We start from the raw sequence: 17,353 nt of genomic DNA, 5'->3' as shown, positions 1-17,353 counted from the left end.
CCCTGGGGGTGTTTTGACTTCGAGCAATGCATTCATCCCGCTTTGTTTATACCGTTGCAGCCAACGATACACTGTTGATTCATCTCTTCCCAAGCGTTGTGAAAGTTCCTGTCTGGTTGCGATCGCGCCTACCTTAATCCAGTAGAGCATCTGTAGCCTTTCTTTGGTTGTTGCTGTTACTGCATGGCGCAATCGATGTTGTAGTTCTTCTTGACTTTCAGATATTTCTACTTGGAAGCTATTGCCCATACCCTTACACCCTATTTCTGCTTCTACTAATTTAGTGCATCTTCATGGAGAACTGGTATTAGACCGTTTTCATCTGGTGCAAAGATTGGTTTCGTAAACAGAAAGCTTACCCATAAATCTGTATGCTGTGAAAGGTCAGTAATCACTTTTTGCTGCTTAGTCTAAACTCCAGGATGCTTACAAAGCCCGAATAACCCTGCTAATTCTTGTAGATGGACTATATGAAGAATCTGTGTTTCAGGGGACAGAGCCAATCAAATCAGTGATTTTTCCTGTGCTGGATTTGACCGCTACCCAAGTATTAACGGCTGGACAGGTCTAAGTGCAACATTGCAAATGTGCATTAATGCAAAAATGCAGTAATATATTCTTCTTTTCTAGGTGTTTTAGCCTGGTGATTACTGTGTAACAGGTGTACCGTTTAAAGTCATCATAGGATCGCGATCGCAAAGACTAATATCAGCTTTCCAACGGGAGGGAAATTTGGGATCAAGAAAAGTGACTTTAAATCTGCCCCAATGATAAGTAGGTTTACCATCTGCCCCTTCTCTATATGTATCACAACGTACCGATGAAGACATATTCTGCAACATTTTTTCATCAAAAGCACAGTCAATAACAAGTTACTATACAGCAGTTACTCAAAAACAGGTAAAGCAAGATTATGGCAACAATTATAGGTACTGATGGAGATGATATTTTAGTGGGAACTGCTGAGAATGACAGATTCATCGGCAGTGCAGGTAACGATACGATTACTGGTGGAGATGGTAGCGATATTATTGATTACAGTGACTTAGAACAACCTGTAACACTCCAACCAGTAGTAATTCAAAAAGGCGTAATTGGAACTGATACGTTTAAAGATTTCTTGGAAACTGTTATTGGTGCTAGAGGACAGACTAATATCATTGATGCAACTACTAACAACAAAAATGTATCAATAATAGCTGATTTATCTAGAGAAAGACTAGAAATCAGAGTTGTAGGTTCGCCGCCAATAATAGTCAGTGTGAAAAATTTTGTAAATGTAATTGGTACAAATCAAAATGACACGATTACTGGTGATTCTCAGGATAATCAATTATCTGGCAGCGGGGGCAATGACATTATTAGAGGTAGTGCAGGCAATGATACCTTAAATGGAGGCTCTGGTACTGATACGGCTGATTACAGCAAAATAGGTGTAAGTTCTACCATCTTCATTGATGGAACTCTTAAAAAAGGTGGTGGACTAGGTACAGATTTACTTTTTAATTTTGAAAACGTTGTTGTTGATGCTAGCGTTGGAAATAACACTATAGATGCCTCAATTGCTTCTTCATCGCCCTTTATAATTGGAGACGCATCAGTCAACGTTAACCTGGAAACTCAAAGTTTCGTAATTAATAATCTTCCTAGCGGAAATACAGCTAAATTCAGATTTATAAACTTTGATAATGTTAAAGGTACAAATCAAAGTGACACCATTGTTGGAGATAAGCAAAATAATCTGTTATTTGGCAATGGCGGTAACGATACACTTTCTGGCAGAAGTGGCAATGATACACTCGTTGGTGGGTTAGGTACAGATACTCTCACTGGTGGACTAGGTGCAGATAAATTCATTTTTACCAATGTATTAGAGGGTGTTGACATTATCAAAGACTTCAAGGCTGTTGAAGGTGATAAAATTCAAGTATCTCAAGCAGGATTTGGTGCTATTGACCTGAGTGACTTCAGTTATGATCCCCTAAATGGTTCTTTGTTCTTCCAAGAATCTAGATTCGCAATTGTTGAAAATAAACCTATTGGTTTTCAAGCTAATTTAGACATTCAACTAGTTTAAACTTAGGGATTGTGTAAGTTCGATACATAGCGGGACTTAAACAAAAAATAAGCAAAAAAAATACCTTAAATGCAGATATGGAAAAACTTTGACATCGATTTGCTTAGTTTCTTGATATATCTGGGTTTCAAGTATTTTTGAGCCTTTAGTGTATTTCCTTTATCCTGTAGGTTTAAGGTTAGTTTTTGTATCAAAAATGTTTAAGTTCTGCTAGTAAAGTTTAAATTTGCTTAAGTGAACTACTATCGTAAATCTACTGAGACTGTTAATATCAGTCTGGAATCCTTTATTGTACATTTGTAGCTTTATTTAGCCGAGAAATTAAGAATACCCTAAATTGCTATCCTTCCCCAATCACTAGTTCTGCCTCTATGTTCAACCTGAATCGCCGTCAGTTTTTATTGCAGAGTACTCTCGCTATCGCCGCAACCGTCACCTACGATCAAGTACAAGCTCAAAAACCAACTACCCCCGGCGCTTTGCCCAAAGGATTGCCGCGTCGAAAGGTGCTAATTGTCGGCGCAGGTCTTTCCGGTTTAGTGGCAGCTTATGAATTAACAGCAGCTGGTCATAATGTCACTATTTTAGAAGCCAGGAAACGTGTTGGTGGTAGAGTGTTAACCCTGCGAGGAGCCTTCCAAGGAGAGGATTTAGTAGAGCTTGGAGCAGCCAGAATCCCACCTAATCATCATTTAACCCTTGGTTACATCAAACATTTTGGTTTAAGACTTTCACAGTTTGGGCCGACATCGGGGAAATATCTCACGATGAAGGATGGAAAACGTCTATTAATTCCAGCGAAACAACTATTTCAAAATCAACCACAAATCCGTCCCCAAGAGATTCAAAAACTGATGGATGGATTTGATCGACTTCCCCAAGCATTTGCTCAAGTATTGACTGAGAAAATTAAACTTGACGATGCTGTTGCTCAGATCGTACAAACATCTAATGGTGTTGAAGTGCGGTGTTTATCAGGACAACGATATGTTGGTGATTGTGTATTATGTACTGTCCCATTAACTGTTTTAGATCAAATTAGTTTTTCACCTGAGCTATCTCCGGCAAAAAAACAGGCGGCAGCAGGAGGATATAACTATCGAGCAGCAACTCGTTGCTTTGTTAAATTCCCTAATCGGTTCTGGGAAAGTGAAAACTTAAATGGGTGGGGATTTTTGGAGGATGAAGAACTGTGGCATACTACTTGGGATAAACCCGAAAAGACAGGTATTCTTCATGCCTATCTAAAAGGAAAAAAAGCTCTTGAGATAGATACTTTTCAGGGCAAAGCTCAACAGACAAAATTACTCCAGCATTGGGAGAAAATTTTGCCTGGGGTAACTAATTATTCTGTCCAATCGCACTTTTATTCATGGACAAAAGATATCTGGTCAAAAGGAGGCTGGGCCTATCCAACAGATGAACAGGAGAAGAAACTATTTTCAGACTTAGGGAAGTCAGAGGGACAAATTTATTTCGCTGGAGATCATACTTCCAAGGCGAGAGGATGGCTTCAAGGAGCATTAGAGTCTGGGCTTAACGCTGCTAAAGAAATTCACTTTGCTGGCTCTAACGTTCCTTTGATTAAAAGGTGATACCTCATATACCCCAGTAAAAATTACGTTAAAGTCCGTAAAAGCACATACTCTTGATGTATATGCCATAGAAACTCGTGTTTTGAGCGACTCCTGCCAAAATTAATGAATAGTGAAGCAACTCAGAAAATCCTACTGTTAGCTGCCAATCCCATCGGCAGTAAATATCTGCGTTTGGGTGAAGAGATGCGGGAGATTGAGGAGGGGTTGAAAAGGTCAATGAACCGAGAACGGTATTCCCTAGCTACAGCCCAAGCAGTAAGATACCGGGATATTCATAGAGCAATACTTGAACACAAACCACAGATAATTCATTTTTCTGGACATGGGGCAGGAGAAGAAGGTTTAGTATTTGAGGATGAAACGGGAGCAGCAAAGTTAGTAGATGCAGAAGCATTAGCAGGACTGTTTCAATTGTTTTCTTACCAAGTGGAGTGCGTGGTTCTGAATGCTTGCTACTCCCAATGCCAAGCTGTTGAAATAGCTCAACATATTAATTATGTAGTGGGAATGAACCAAGAGATTGGCGATAGAGCAGCAATTGAGTTTGCGGTGGGTTTTTATGATGGGCTGGGTGCAAATAAAGGTTACGAGTTTGCTTATAAATTAGGTTGTAGCCTAATTCGCGTGGCAGGGATAGCTGAAAATCTGACACCGAAGCTGATCATAAAAGAGGAGATGGCATTATCAAACTCTTCAGAGAATGCAGGGATAATTTATATTGAACGTCCGCCTATTGAAGAGAAGTGTTACCACGCAATAGTGCAGCCAGGGGCGTTGATTCGCCTTAAAGCTCCGCAGAGAATGGGTAAAACTCTTTTGCTAGAGAAAATATTAGACCATGCTAGAGTCCAGGGTTATCAAACAGCAAAGCTTGATTTAAAACTAGCTGATACTAGCATTTTGGCTAACCTGAAAACATTCTTGCAATGGTTGTGCGTTGATGTTGCAGATAGCCTGGAGCTAGAACCACAACTAGATAAACATTGGCAGGATGTCTTTGGACTGAATAAAAACTGTACTCGTTATTTTCAGAAATATTTATTATCGGTAACTGATGCCCCCCTCGTTTTAGCCATAGATAATTTTGAGAGACTGTTTGAACATCCAGAGATTTTTCCCCAATTTTGCTTATTACTGCGGGGATGGTATGAGGCAGCGAAACAGGGAGACAAGATTGGTAATATCTGGAAGAAACTGCGCCTTGTGGTGGTTCACTCTACTGAATCCTACCCCTCCTTAGATACTAATCACTCCCCGTTTAATGTTGGGTTGGCCATTGAGTTACCAGAATTTAACCTACAGCAAGTGGTGGAGCTGGCTAATCAAAATGGGTTAGAGATGCTGAAAGAGGAACCATTGAGTCAATTAATGGGGATGGTTGGGGGACATCCTTATCTGGTGCAACAGGCGCTCGCTCATCTCAAAAGCCAGCAGATGACGTTAGAAGAACTGTTGAGGCTTGCACCAACAGAACAGGGAATCTTCAGCGATCACCTGCGGCAACAACTGTGGCATTTACAACACAATCCCTAGCTTGCGGCAGGGTATAAAAAAGTAGTGATGACAAATGCACCTGTGAGGTTAGATACTGAAGTTGCGTTTAAGTTGCATAGCTTGGGGTTAGTCAAACTCGTTAGTAATGATTGCGTTCCTAGTTGTGATTTGTATCGTCAGTATTTCTCAACTCATTTGGAGTGGGTAAATCATGGTTGACCAGTATATATTCTCTGGAAGTTTACCTGAAAATGCCAGTACCTACGTCACACGAGAAGCTGATACACAATTGTATGAAGGGCTAAAAGCGGGAAAGTTTTGTTATGTACTGAATTCGCGCCAAAGTGGTAAATCCAGTTTGCGCGTGCGAACCATGCAGCGATTGCGGTTAGAAGGGGTAGAGTGTGCGGCAATTGACCTTTCTGCTGGAGGTATTCAGAATGTCCCTCCTGAACAATGGTATGCAGATTTAATCGATACGCTCGTTGATAGTTTTGGGTTAGATTTAGACTTTGGTGATTGGTGGGAGGCGAATCAGTTAAATTCGCTAGTTACAAGATTTCGCAAGTTTTTGGAAGAAATATTACTTGTTGAAGTTCAAGAGAGTATAGTTATTTTTATTGATGAAATTGATAGCGTACTCAGTCTAAATTTTCCTACAGATGACTTTTTTGCACTGATTCGCGCCTGTTATAACAAGCGTGTTGATAACCCTGAATATAACCGTCTCACTTTCTGTTTACTGGGAGTAGCATCACCCAGCAATTTGATTGAAGATAAACAGCGTACTCCGTTTAACATTGGTAAGGCTATCTCCCTTAAGGGTTTTCAACTGCATGAAGCTGAACCATTAAAAAAAGGTTTGCAGAGAAAGTTTAATAATCCTCAAGCAGTAATGCAGGAGATTTTGCAGTGGACTGGGGGGCAACCATTTCTAACTCAAAAGCTGTGTCAGTTCATGGTTGAGGAATCAGAGCAAGACAACCCTCGTTCAGTAGAGCAAGTTGTCAGGTCGCGGATTATCGAAAGTTGGGAATCACAGGATGAGCCTGAACATCTGCGAACAATTCAAGCCAGAATTTTACGGGATGAACAACGGGCAGGTTACTTACTAGAACTGTACCAACAAGTCCGTTTGGCTGAGGAGCGATCGCAAGTCATAGCAGATGATACTTTAGAGCAGAGTGAGTTACAGCTTTCGGGATTAATTGTTAGACAAAATAATAAATTAAGAATTTACAACCCTATTTATAAAGAAGTTTTTGAGGAAGATTGGATTGAAAACCAATTAAATAATCTGCGTCCTTACTCTAAAAGTTTTAGATTTTGGGTGGCTTCTGACGGTAATGATGAATCTCGCTTGTTGCGTGGAAAAGCGTTACAAGATGCGTTGGAATGGTCAAAGGGTAAGAGTTTAAATTATGAAGATAGGCAGTTTCTAGCAGCTAGCCAAGCAAAGGAACGAGAAGAAAAAATTGCTGCAAAGGAAAAAGAAGCTGAGTTGGAACGTGAGAGAAAGGATAGGGAAGCAGCAGAAAAAAGAAATCAGGTATTGGTTAAAGCTAATAAGAAAGCTTATCAGCAGATTCGTAGGGATCGTGATCTGATATTGTTTTTGATTATGGTGATAATAGCAGCAGTAGTGGGGTCAACACTAATAATCCCTAGAATAATCAATTACCTAACAACTAACCAAGCTGAAAGAGAGTATGACAAATATAACGAATGTCTTAAAAAAGCGCGAAGTGAAGATCAGCAAGCATTCTGTCATTATGATCACAGGTAGGATACAGGGCGGCCGCATCATGTCAATAAGGCTAGACTATTCTCAATAAGCTCAAAAATAATCGCATTAAGCCATGCTTATTGACAAGTATTTAGGCGATCGCTTTGAGGTTTGGACAATGGATCAAATGATAAATGCTGATTTTTTCGTTGATTCTCAATTTCGGTAGTCACTAAGTATACTTTAGATGTGTTCGCCCTGGGGGATAAAGTTTCGCTTAACAAGCAGATTGGTGGGCAAGGTCAACGTTATTTGCCGTAGTTGTTCACGGTAATTAGAGCCACTACACAACAACAGGTGTTTTGGCGCTACTAATTCCGCGTGGTGATGTGATAGCATCAGCAGGTTTAATTACTTCTGCCAATGCGTCTAGTTGTTCTCCGAGATAATCGGAGTTTTGCAAAATTTCAGGATTGACAAAATCATGCCTGAGCAAAGCGTAGACACAAACCTTTCCATCTGAAGATTGTCGATACCGCAGAGATGGGTTGTAGCCCATGTCTTCTAATAATTTGAGGGTTTGTGCAATAGTCATATTTTGTACAGCAGTTAGTTCTACTGCTAAAAATACTTCCCCTGTTTGTGGAATTACTGGAAGTTCAAGCGTCATAAATCTCTCCCTCAAACTGGCATTCGTACCGTTTTCCTTTACCTACTTTCTTGGGTTGCCCTACAAGTCGCACAACTGTTTTTCCTTGAACAGTGGCTTCTTGTGCTTTTAACTGACATTTTTGCATAGCTTCCGCTTCAGTGTCAGCCCAAACATAATCAGTCCAGACTTCCTTGGGATTTTCTGGGTCTTCTAGCATTATTTTACTTTAGCATCCCAATCCACCAGCACCCCATCCACGCAAGCAATCCCCCACTGCGGAAACTTCACCAGCAATTTCTTGATCACAATCTGCAAAGCAGGGTCATCTTTCCAACATTCACGAAGAAACTCAACCCCTGGATTTTCCCTCAACACCTCCGCCAGTTTAAGTTTCTGCATCCGCCCTGGTCGTGCCTTAGACCGCGCTGCGATGCCTTCGGTGGTAAACAATGCCTCACTCGACCATTTTTCAAAAATCTATCTGGATGGATGCAGAACCCTACTCCCCCACCGGAAACCGCCGCATCATCTCCACCAACTCCATAGCCTCACCCTCTGGTGTAGAAACCACCCCTCCCGACATTGCCAGCACAATCCGCTGTTGCCGCGCCCACTCAAACCATGCACTGACATCTGCTGTTACCGTATTGTTGCCCTTTGCCCCTCTCTTGCAAGAATTGATGAACAGTCCAGTGGGATTATCGCACCAACATAAGAGCGATCGCACCGGCTACATTTGCCCAATGCTGATTAACCACCCCCAAACATGGCTCTTGGTTAATCAGCAGCAACTATAATGTTTGCTGATAAAGTAACTAACACGATCCAAAGAACTTTACATCACTTGTCAAACTCAATGTATAGATACTTCAGTGTACGCATGAGTACATTCGGTAAGTATTGGTATCCTTGTTGTGCCAAGCGGATGTTCTTCAACCGTAGCAGCAACAGTTGATAAGCGATGTGCATTTCCTTACGAGCAAGCATCGCACCTAAACAAAAATGAATACCTTGACCAAAAGATAGGTGGTTGCTTGCATTCTGCCGACCCACGTCGAAACGTTGCCCCTGCTGAAATTTTATCGGGTCGCGGTTAGCAGCATCAAAGCGAACCATCACTAAAGACCCAGCTTTGAGATCGATGTCTTGGAGTTTTGTATCTTGCGTTACAACTCGCCACATTCCGGCTGTCGGACTTTCCATCCGTAAAACTTCTTCCACTAAATTCTCTAGCAAGCAAGGATCTGCTTGTAGCAACGGAATCTGCTGTTGATTTTTTGTCAGTAACAACATCCCAGCTGCTAGCGCACTAGTGACTGTCTCATTGCCTGCCACTAGTATTTGCTGGATTATACTTAGTAATTCAGCCGTGTCAAGTTCTCGTTCTCCAGCCACTTTTGCCTGTACCAAGTCGGTTATTAAATCATCTTGAGGCTGTTTTTTGCGTGACTCGATGACATCATGAAAATAATGCTGGAAAGCAACAACATCTTTAGCACACTCAATCTCCTGCTCTCTAGAAAGTAATTGTCCTAGACGCGCAATAAAAGCATCCGACCATTGTTTGAACTTTGGCAAATCTGCCTGTGGCACACCTAACTGTTGAGCAATAACTTTGACTGGTAAAGGTACGGCAAACTCACTGACGAATTCACACTTACTCTGGGCAATGAAATCGTCAATAAGTTCATCAACAATCTGCTCAATCAAATCGTGCATTTTGTTCACACGCGACGAGCTAAATGCCTTATTTACTAACGCTCGGAATCGCTCGTGTTCTGGTGGGTCTGCTGTGAGCAGAGTGTTTATCTGCGGCCAACCTTGAGCATAGATTTTCTGCAATTCATCATCTTGTTCTTCTTTGCCAGCCAGTAAAGTAGAGAAATTGCTAGAGAATACTTTTGTATCCTTAAGAATTTCGCTCACCAAGTCGTAGCTGGTAACGAGAAAGAGCTTGGCATCAGACCTTGGACTCGGTAGCTCCATAATTGGTGCTTGCTCCTGAGCCAGCTTGTAGAATTCATAAGGACATATAAGCAGTTCTGGATCGAAGAAGTTGTAATCTGACAGATGCTTCATGCTTGTTATGAGGAAGAGTGAGAATTAGCTTTGAGTCGCTGTCAAGTCAAAAAACATCATAACAGGTTAGGGCAACCTCTAAAGCAAGCAGGTTGGTCAACAGAATCAACGTTATTTGCCATAAATTTTTCAGGTAGGTTCATTTGAGACTTTAATAACCAGTTTTCCCTTTTTGTTACCGTCGAAAAGTTTTAGGATCGCCTTGGGTGCATTTTCTAAGCCTTCGACAATCTCAAGAGCATATTTAATTTTCCCCTGGTTTAGCCATTGTCCAATCTCCGCTATCGCTTCATGAAATCGGGGAATATAATCCAAGATAATAAATCCCTGAACGAGAGCGCGTTTCATGAGAATTTGGTTGTAATTATATGGGCCAGGAACAGGCTTTGAAGCATTATAAGTTGAGATTAAACCGCATAGAGGAATACGTGCGTGCAGATTAATTTTAGTTAGGACGGCATCAAGAATAGAACCACCAACATTATCGAAATAAACATCAATCCCATCGGGACAGGCTTGAGCGATCGCGCTTTCCAAATCAACGGTTTTATAATTAATTGCTGTATCAAAGCCAAGTTCTTCTGTGAGCCAACGGCACTTTTCATCGCTGCCAGTTATACCAACTACCCGACACCCCTTAATCTTGGCAATTTGTCCAACAATGGAACCAACTGCTCCGGATGCGGCTGAAACGACCACAGTTTCTCCAGCTTTTGGCTGTCCTATATCTAATAATCCAAAATAAGCTGTAAAACCAGTAGCTCCCAATGGGCCGGTAAATGCGTTAAGCGGACAAGGTAGAGGATCAGGTAATCGCGTGAGCGAAAAGCCACTGTTTCCAAGGGCGATCGCGTAATCTTGCCAGCCTAGCATCCCTGATACCAAATCTCCCTTTTTAAAATTAGGATTTTTGGACTCTTCAACGACACCTATAATACCGCCACGCATAACTTCCCCAATTTCAACAGGAGGCATATACTGCTCCATATCGCTCATCCAGATCCGATTGGTAGGATCTAGTGACAGATACATAACACGTACCAGCACCTCATCATCTTTGGGGCTGGGGATTGGCTCTTCTCGGTATTCAAAATCGCTTTCTTTAATGTCACCAACGGGACGAGCAGCTAATAGAAACTGTCGATTTATCGCTCTAGTCATAAGTTTTTGTTTGGTGTGACTGAGAGTTGATTAGGGACAATACAGACTTACTTGGGTTTTCTTGAGTCTTGTAGCATTATTTTACTCTAGTATCCCACTCAACCAACACCCCATCCACACAGGCAATCCCCCACTGCGGAAACCTCATCAGCAGCTTCCTGATCACAATCTGCAAAGCAGGATCGTCATTCCAACATTCCACAAGAAACTTAAAATCAGGTTTTTCCTCCAGCATCCCTGCCAACTTCAATTTCTCCATACGCAGAGGTCGCATTTTTGAACGAATTGCGATCGCTTCGTGTGACCATTTTTCATCACTGGGGGCAGGCGCGGCGGAATTTTGGTCAACATGAAGAGTTTTGTCCTCATTGCCCGAAATCTGATTTTCACCTATCAACGCAGTGGAAAGACTGGGTTGGGCTGATTCTTCAAAATTGGGAGCAACGGGCGCGGCGGAAAAAGTGCCTTCATGAGGGATTATCGGCTCAACACCACAATCCTGGTTTTCTCCCAGCAACGAAGCAGATTCATCCTGTACAGCATCCACGAGCGCTAGCGATGTACAGTCCGTTACCGCAGGCAACTCTTTTTCTTCTTCTTCCACGCTTTCGAGAGTCTGAGGCGACGCGCCCCCAAAAGGCGCGTCAGCCGTCGCCTCATCACGCGAATTTTTGTATTGCGTGGAAGAATCACACCTCACGATCTCTTTTGAAGAGTTCGTGAGGTGTTTCTGAGAAGTTCGTGAGGGTTCCTGAAACCCTTGCTCTGAGCGGCTTTGAGTGGCAATATTCGTTTCAATTGTCGCGGTATTCGCTTTAATTGAAACGTTATCCGCTTTATTTGAGGCGGTATCCGCTTCATTTTTCTCGCTCTGCCAAAAATCTTTAACTCGCGCGCCATGCAGATTTTTTACTTCCCAAACTGATGTTCTGCCATCACTGCCACAGCTGAGACGACGAAATATAAACAAACCAGCTGCTTCCAATACTCTTCTGGCCAATCTAAAAGCTGAATCACTCAAATTAGTCACCAATTTCATCCAGCGTGAGCCGAATGGGTCAGCTAGCCAACACTGTTGCCAAAATCTCAGTACAGATGGTTTTTGACTGATTGCCCATGTGGTGTCCTCTGACGGGATGATCATGTGAGGATGATTTAGTTTTGAGCCAGTGGACTGTTTAAATTTAGTAGTCATTTCTCACCTCCATGATGAGCAGAGGCATGACAGCGACGACACAGAGTAATCAAATCATCCAAGTATTCCATCTCGAAACCGTGATGGTCATAAGTCAAATGATGAACTTGTAATTTTTGATTAGCGTTGCATTTTACACATCTAAAATTATCTCTAGCTAGAACTAGTCTTCTACAGTCTTGCCAGTATTCTGATGCTAAAAACTCATCGTAAGCGCTGAATTTGTACTCCGTCGGTTCAGGCAAGTAAATACCATGTTTGTTTTCACAGAAACAGACCATACCAGCATATTTTTCATAGCAGGGTCTATTGGGAAGATAAAATATCTTAAACAATTTGCTATCGGTTACTTCCGTCATCGCCTTATTTAAGACGTTTGCTTTCATTTCCAAATCAGAGAGTAAGGTCACTCTAGGGATGTAGGTAGTAGAGTATTTGTCGTATTTGGGCTTATAAGGATGTACAGCCCAAGCATAGCTGTAGAGTTTGAGAGCGCAATATGAAAAATGCTTGACTGCCCAAATTAAATCTTCTGGTGGAATACCTTTATAGTTCGTCATAATTCACTCTCCTGTTTCTGTTGACGCACGGAAATTTCCCCCACTGTTAGCGCGAGGCCTAGCATTGTCTATGTATTTATAAAGTCGTGTCTAAAAAATTACTGGTAGAGAGAATAAATTAGTTATCCTTCCCAGAACCGCAATTCCTCTCTGGAATACCTGTCAGTCTTCTTTGAGCGTTCTTTCCAACAATCCCAAGCGACTACCAACTCTTCGCCCAAGTCCTCCACTACTTCACCCCGTTCTACATACAAAGTGCGGTAAGGATCAGCATGAGAGACGATAGAACCAACGCCAATCAATTCGCAATTCGCAATTCGCAATTAGAAGAATTGGACTCGGCAGGGGTTTCGCTAGGAACCATCGGTTCCGTAATGAGTGAGGATTCAGCTTTTTCCAAAGCGGTGATTAGTTCTGTCTCTTCGGTGGTTAACTCTGCCCAATAGTCGGCTTTGATAACCTCGTACTCTTGAGCGACTTCTAAGTAGTCCCACCAGCTACGTTCAGGCTTGGATAACACCGCCCGAATATCGCTCACTGCTTGGGGTAGTAGTTGCAATTGCTCTGCCCTTTTTGCGATCGCAATTGGTGTTGGCTCACTGCCCAGAATTAACGCCGCAGCTTCCAGCGCTTGGGTATTGTTCATAGCAGTGGCAAGATTCCCCAAAGCCATACCCATCAAACGTAAGCATTCGGTGGCATTTTCTTTGGGTGGTTCTTGGGCAAGCGATCGCAGATCAATAGTTTTCTCCAGCGATCGCTTAACTTCTTTGTTTAACGCCTTGGTTGCCTGCTGGGTGAGAGTATTTTCCCACTGCTGGCTAGGACGTTCTTGTACAGCGTTTTCCAAATCTTGAATACGCCCTTGTAATCGTTGGTTCTCAAGTTCTAACTGCCTCAATCCTTCTAACTCGAAAAGCCGTTGTTGTAGCTGGATGTTCTCTTCCTTTTGTTGTTGAAATAGGTTTTGTAAAGCGGCCAGTTGTTCTTGTACTTGTTCCTCGGCTCTGGCAGTGGCTTCTATGTGCAAACCAATTCCCAAATCCTGTTCCAGTCGTTCAAGCTCTTGCTGGTGTTGCTCTTTGAGAGCCGCGATCGCCTCGGCATACTCGGCTGGATAGGTTCTTTCTTTGGGGAATGGAACACTGGGGGCATCTAGATCTGTATTGTTGATCAGCAGCTTTTCACCATCAGCAAAAGTTACAATCTGCTGCCAGTGGTTTGGTGCGTCTGCTTCAATCATTCCCGACTCCCCAAAACGAGGATGGAATTGTGATGAAACCGTGACAGAATTACGCAATTGCGTTTGACTTTTTTCTTTTTTTGTGATTTGTTTAGCTGTTGGAGCAACTTGCTGAACTGCTCTAGCGAAATCGGCAGCAGTGGGAAAAGGTTTTTCTTGGGCTGCGATCGCTACAGCTTGTTGTAATTTGTCGGGTGTTTTGACCAGTTTGAGTAATGGGCGAGTTTGGGAAGGTTTGGTGATCTTGTCTTTCAGCTCGTCGGGCAGAATATCAACTACTCGCTTTGCTGCGAATAGATCCTTGACCCTGCGATATCCTCCATGCTTGGTCAACTCGCTTTCGCAGTAATCCTCAAAGCTGGTGTATGCACCATCTTGGAAATAGCCGTTATCTCGCATCAGCCGCAGTTCGTCGGATGCTTGCCACTCGAACCGATCTATGGCAGCGAAGGTTTCATGGATGCTGATGTTGAGATTGTTGTAGTCAAGGGTTGAGATTGCTTCTGGTTCTAGTGTCAGCATGTTTGTTGCCCACTATGGTAGTGCTTGGAACGTTGCAGTTTTGCAATTTAACCAAAGTGAGTATTTAGCTGATATGGAAGTCATACCGAAAGTATGTCAGCATTATAATTGGCTCACTTTGTCCTGAACGATTTGAGCAAGCGATCGCGTTGCTTTGACCGGCGGCGATCGCTTTATGCTGCTATGTCCTGTACCTGGGATTTATCAGCTTTAGACTTTAAATATTCCCTTACAGGAATTGGTGTAACCTTTTTTTTGTCTCCTTTTGCTGTAGTATCTGTTTCGTCATCTGGGATAAAAACTATTAAGTCTCCAGGGTTGCATTCAAGTGCAATGCAAAGCCCATTCAACCTTTCCGCAGTTAATCGAGGCATTTCATCTGTTCTTCTCAATCGGTGAACAGAATTTTCGTCAATTCCTAAAGCTGCTGCTAAATCTTTATTCTTGATTCGCCTCTTTGCCATTATTTCGTTTAACCTCCAAGCAATCATTCGCTTGCCCATATAACACCTCCATTAGTTTAATCTCCGCCTTGCTTAGATAAATCGACTTTTGGAATCTGGTTAATATACGATACCACAAACAAATTAAACTACGACTGCTTTAAAATAACCTACGTTAAGAGTAGTAAAAACTATTTTAAATACTTGACTTTACCCTACGCCTGGCGTAGGATATTAATTACAGCAGAGGAAATAAGCGCAACGCCTCTTAATAAATAAAGATGCACTTACCACAGAACCTTGACAAGAGAACCAGAAGTACCAATTGAGGGGTAGCCGAGGCACTGGCACAACCAGAGAAGGGGAGAGGTACACATTGGGGGAACGGATTCGGTTAATAAGAATTACCAGCAGGACGACTGCCTTTGAAGCGTTGAAGTTGTCGCCTGAGATTATCGCTCTCCTGTTTGGTAATGCTCCTGGTCACTGGCTGGGAGTAGAAAAGAGAAGCTGCGCTTAAACTTTTTGAGAGCGTTGTGCTAAACCACAACGTTGTTTCGTGCAATAAAAAGCGATCGCTTGACCTGCGAAGTCTGCGATCGCCTCTAAAAACTTATTCGTTCTATTTCAAAATTATGCCACAAACAATAACAATAGCCCAAAACCCATTGACCGACCGCGATCGTACCATCATTGCAACCATCGTCAACCAATCCGATTATCCTCACGATTGCCAGCCGCAGGATGTAGTCACCATCTGGATTAACGAGGATAATATCGTGTGGGTGAAGATGACCCACGGCTTCGCTCGTTTCCACAAAGAACCGTTTAAGGCAGCAGTGGCAGAAGTTAAAGCCAACCTACCCGAAACACCACGAGAACGCAACGAACGATTAAGCGCAGAACTGGAAGCAGCTTGCACCAAGTTTGGTCTATGGCACGGTGAGATTGATTGGTTGTCGTTTAGCACGAAAGTCTTTCAGGGTAAGGATTTAGTGGGCTTCGTTGGATACAACCTGGAAGACAAATGGTACAGCAGACGTAATCAACTGGGAAGCAGCCGCATAACTGACAATGTTGATGCAGCTATTACTGCGCTAGGAGTAAGGCAGCCTGTGGCGGCGTAGCCCCGAATGTACAAAAGGCAAGTGCAATTCCCTTATATCGCACTCGCCTGTCAGTATATTTACGATAAAACAAGTATGCCATACTGTGCAGCCAATAAACGCTTACCAAAGAATTGGGAGGAAGAATCCGAAGACAAGATTCTGCTACCTCCAACCGATCCTCATGCAGAGGTGTTAGATGTATCTGGTTACAAGCTGGTCTACGTGAAAGGAGCTTGCCCCAGGATTTATCGCGTGTACAGGAATGATTCAATGCTGGGTGTGGTTTTTCAGCACTTAAACCATTGGGCGAATGATATAGACAAAATCAGGTATGCCAAGCCAAGGGATGCAGTAGTGGGTAAGATATAAAAAGAAGGTGGACTTAACTACTGCCCACCGAATTCAAAACATGTAATCTTAACTATCTTCTGCACTGAGTATCTATTGTCTCCATCATAAGGATGAGGTCGTCTAATACTTACGGAATAATTAATTATTCTTGTTCCTGTGCTTTATCCCGTTGCAACTGTTGCACCATTTCTACTGATAATTCGGTGAGCCGTGCGATCGCGTCAATAGTCATGCCTTCTGCTAATAAGTTGACAGCGATTTCACGGGCTTTTTTATTGCTCCCTTCTTCCTCACCTTCGGATAAAATCGATTGATAAATGACTGACTCTTGCATGATATCTCTCCGCAACAAACGTTGAATTACCTCTTGGTTCAATACTAACCCAGCTAGAATTGCTGCTGATGCTGTGAGATTGCTTTGTGTTCGTCGATCAGCAATATTGTCAATTCTAGCTGCCACATTCTGCAATGTACCAGTTTTATTGGTTGCATTGCTCAAGACAGCAAACGGCAATAATCCTGGCATTTGTAGAAATATTTCTGCTGGTTGTTCCCACAAGCGAATTACCGTAAATTCATGTTGCAAATTTTCAATACTAAAAGTAGTTTGATACACCATTTCTGATTCAGTTTGTGCTAAGTACACTACTACTTGACGCATTCGTTTTTCAGGAAAACGTCGATATACCCGCAAACGATAATCAGCCATGCGGAAGGGCATATTTGGATCAGGCTTAGTCTGGAATTCCAAATGCAAAACGTAAGGATTCAGGCTGAAGGGGTGACAAAGAGGCTGAAGCTCAGGAAATACAAGAGTGTGACTGTTTTGGGGTAAAAAAAGATAGGTCAGGTATTCTCAACAAGACCTATCAAATGATAATGTTACCTAAATTCTACCAAAACTGCTTTCAAAATGTACTGACACCCGCACAGTACAAGATGTTGGAAATCTTGATTATGCTGTTACAATTTCATAAAACTGTGACAATTGAGAAGCTGGCGACAGTATTTCCCCAACCGATAAAATTTGAGAGTCGGCGACGAAGCATCCAAAGATTTTTATTACTGCCAGAGTTATCAATTCAATACATCTGGTTTCCATTACTCAAAAGATGGGTTAAAAACAGCAGACAATCTCAGGAG

The 17,353-nt window shown here is 42.4% G+C and carries 17 protein-coding genes and 3 pseudogenes; 8 read left to right on the top strand and 12 right to left on the bottom strand.

Annotated elements, in window-relative coordinates; genetic code table 11:
- Together I8751_RS21950 and I8751_RS21945 are read right to left on the bottom strand one after the other, a co-directional pair.
- A partial coding sequence (locus I8751_RS21950) for a helix-turn-helix domain-containing protein (RefSeq protein ID WP_214441214.1) occupies window positions 1–249 on the bottom strand: 249 nt, incomplete at its 3' end.
- A gap of 398 nt (window positions 250–647) precedes the next feature.
- Window positions 648–830 carry a hypothetical protein gene (locus tag I8751_RS21945; RefSeq protein ID WP_225894327.1) on the bottom strand — a complete coding sequence of 61 codons (183 nt, stop codon included), beginning with the start codon at window positions 828–830 and terminating at the stop codon, window positions 648–650.
- 83 nt (window positions 831–913) lie between these two features.
- Between I8751_RS21945 and I8751_RS21940 the strand changes: the two genes are divergently transcribed.
- The 4 genes and pseudogenes from I8751_RS21940 to I8751_RS21925 all read left to right on the top strand — a co-directional run bounded on the left by I8751_RS21940 (window position 914) and on the right by I8751_RS21925 (window position 6,955).
- Window positions 914–2,077: a calcium-binding protein gene (locus I8751_RS21940; RefSeq protein WP_214441213.1), complete on the top strand. Its 1,164-nt coding sequence runs from the start codon at window positions 914–916 to the stop codon at window positions 2,075–2,077.
- 371 nt (window positions 2,078–2,448) lie between these two features.
- A complete protein-coding gene (locus I8751_RS21935; RefSeq protein ID WP_214441212.1) occupies window positions 2,449–3,672 on the top strand; it encodes a flavin monoamine oxidase family protein in 1,224 nt (407 codons plus the stop codon).
- A 105-nt stretch (window positions 3,673–3,777) separates the two neighbouring features.
- Window positions 3,778–5,388: pseudogene (locus I8751_RS21930) on the top strand (AAA-like domain-containing protein).
- Window positions 5,381–6,955: an AAA-like domain-containing protein gene (locus I8751_RS21925; RefSeq protein WP_214441211.1), complete on the top strand. Its 1,575-nt coding sequence runs from the start codon at window positions 5,381–5,383 to the stop codon at window positions 6,953–6,955. Before I8751_RS21930 ends, I8751_RS21925 begins: the two are co-directional and overlap by 8 nt.
- A 283-nt stretch (window positions 6,956–7,238) precedes the next feature.
- Here I8751_RS21925 and I8751_RS21920 read toward each other — a convergent pair whose 3' ends face one another.
- From I8751_RS21920 to I8751_RS21910, 3 genes are read right to left on the bottom strand one after another with little or no spacing between them, the layout of a single operon-like run.
- The gene (locus I8751_RS21920) at window positions 7,239–7,565 is read right to left on the bottom strand and encodes an acyl carrier protein (RefSeq protein ID WP_214441210.1); all 327 of its coding nucleotides are present in this window, start codon (window positions 7,563–7,565) and stop codon (window positions 7,239–7,241) included.
- Window positions 7,555–7,764: a hypothetical protein gene (locus tag I8751_RS21915; RefSeq protein WP_214441209.1), complete on the bottom strand. Its 210-nt coding sequence runs from the start codon at window positions 7,762–7,764 to the stop codon at window positions 7,555–7,557. The genes I8751_RS21920 and I8751_RS21915 overlap by 11 nt, the downstream gene beginning before the upstream one ends.
- A complete protein-coding gene (locus I8751_RS21910) occupies window positions 7,764–7,997 on the bottom strand; it encodes a hypothetical protein (protein ID WP_225894326.1) in 234 nt (77 codons plus the stop codon). Before I8751_RS21910 ends, I8751_RS21915 begins: the two co-directional genes overlap by 1 nt.
- On the opposite strand from I8751_RS21910, the gene I8751_RS21905 reads away from it, so the two are divergent.
- Window positions 7,997–8,344, top strand: coding sequence for a hypothetical protein (locus I8751_RS21905; RefSeq protein WP_214441208.1), 348 nt, complete (start codon window positions 7,997–7,999; stop codon window positions 8,342–8,344). The genes I8751_RS21910 and I8751_RS21905 overlap by 1 nt on opposite strands.
- A gap of 43 nt (window positions 8,345–8,387) precedes the next feature.
- Here the strand turns inward: I8751_RS21905 and I8751_RS21900 are convergent, their stop codons facing one another.
- The 6 genes and pseudogenes from I8751_RS21900 to I8751_RS21875 form a co-directional block, all read right to left on the bottom strand.
- Window positions 8,388–9,626, bottom strand: coding sequence for a cytochrome P450 (locus I8751_RS21900; protein ID WP_214441207.1), 1,239 nt, complete (start codon window positions 9,624–9,626; stop codon window positions 8,388–8,390).
- 129 nt (window positions 9,627–9,755) lie between these two features.
- Window positions 9,756–10,787 (bottom strand): NADP-dependent oxidoreductase, encoded by a 1,032-nt coding sequence (locus tag I8751_RS21895; RefSeq protein WP_214441206.1) that lies wholly within the window; start codon window positions 10,785–10,787, stop codon window positions 9,756–9,758.
- 76 nt (window positions 10,788–10,863) lie between these two features.
- Window positions 10,864–11,982: a hypothetical protein gene (locus I8751_RS29820; RefSeq protein ID WP_225894325.1), complete on the bottom strand. Its 1,119-nt coding sequence runs from the start codon at window positions 11,980–11,982 to the stop codon at window positions 10,864–10,866.
- Entirely contained in the window at window positions 11,979–12,542 is a 564-nt protein-coding gene (locus I8751_RS21885; protein ID WP_214441205.1) for an HNH endonuclease, read from the bottom strand. Before I8751_RS21885 ends, I8751_RS29820 begins: the two co-directional genes overlap by 4 nt.
- A gap of 122 nt (window positions 12,543–12,664) precedes the next feature.
- A pseudogene (locus I8751_RS21880) lies at window positions 12,665–14,307 on the bottom strand (hypothetical protein).
- 173 nt (window positions 14,308–14,480) lie between these two features.
- Complete coding sequence (locus I8751_RS21875; RefSeq protein ID WP_214441215.1) at window positions 14,481–14,798, bottom strand: helix-turn-helix domain-containing protein; 318 nt, start codon at window positions 14,796–14,798, stop codon at window positions 14,481–14,483.
- A gap of 488 nt (window positions 14,799–15,286) precedes the next feature.
- Between I8751_RS21875 and I8751_RS21870 the strand changes: the two genes are divergently transcribed.
- Together I8751_RS21870 and I8751_RS21865 are read left to right on the top strand one after the other, a co-directional pair.
- Window positions 15,287–15,877, top strand: coding sequence for a hypothetical protein (locus I8751_RS21870; RefSeq protein ID WP_214441204.1), 591 nt, complete (start codon window positions 15,287–15,289; stop codon window positions 15,875–15,877).
- 6 nt (window positions 15,878–15,883) lie between these two features.
- Complete coding sequence (locus I8751_RS21865; RefSeq protein ID WP_214441203.1) at window positions 15,884–16,228, top strand: hypothetical protein; 345 nt, start codon at window positions 15,884–15,886, stop codon at window positions 16,226–16,228.
- 124 nt (window positions 16,229–16,352) lie between these two features.
- Here the strand turns inward: I8751_RS21865 and I8751_RS21860 are convergent, their stop codons facing one another.
- Window positions 16,353–16,961, bottom strand: coding sequence for an Rpn family recombination-promoting nuclease/putative transposase (locus I8751_RS21860; RefSeq protein ID WP_225894328.1), 609 nt, complete (start codon window positions 16,959–16,961; stop codon window positions 16,353–16,355).
- Window positions 16,962–17,167: 206 nt separating this feature from the next.
- Between I8751_RS21860 and I8751_RS21855 the strand changes: the two are divergent.
- Window positions 17,168–17,353, top strand: a pseudogene (locus I8751_RS21855) (IS4 family transposase); the annotation flags it as partial.

It is taken from the genome of Atlanticothrix silvestris CENA357 (assembly GCF_016056295.1).
GTDB lineage: Bacteria > Cyanobacteriota > Cyanobacteriia > Cyanobacteriales > Nostocaceae > Atlanticothrix > Atlanticothrix silvestris.
This window is presented reverse-complemented; position numbering and strand designations above follow the sequence as displayed.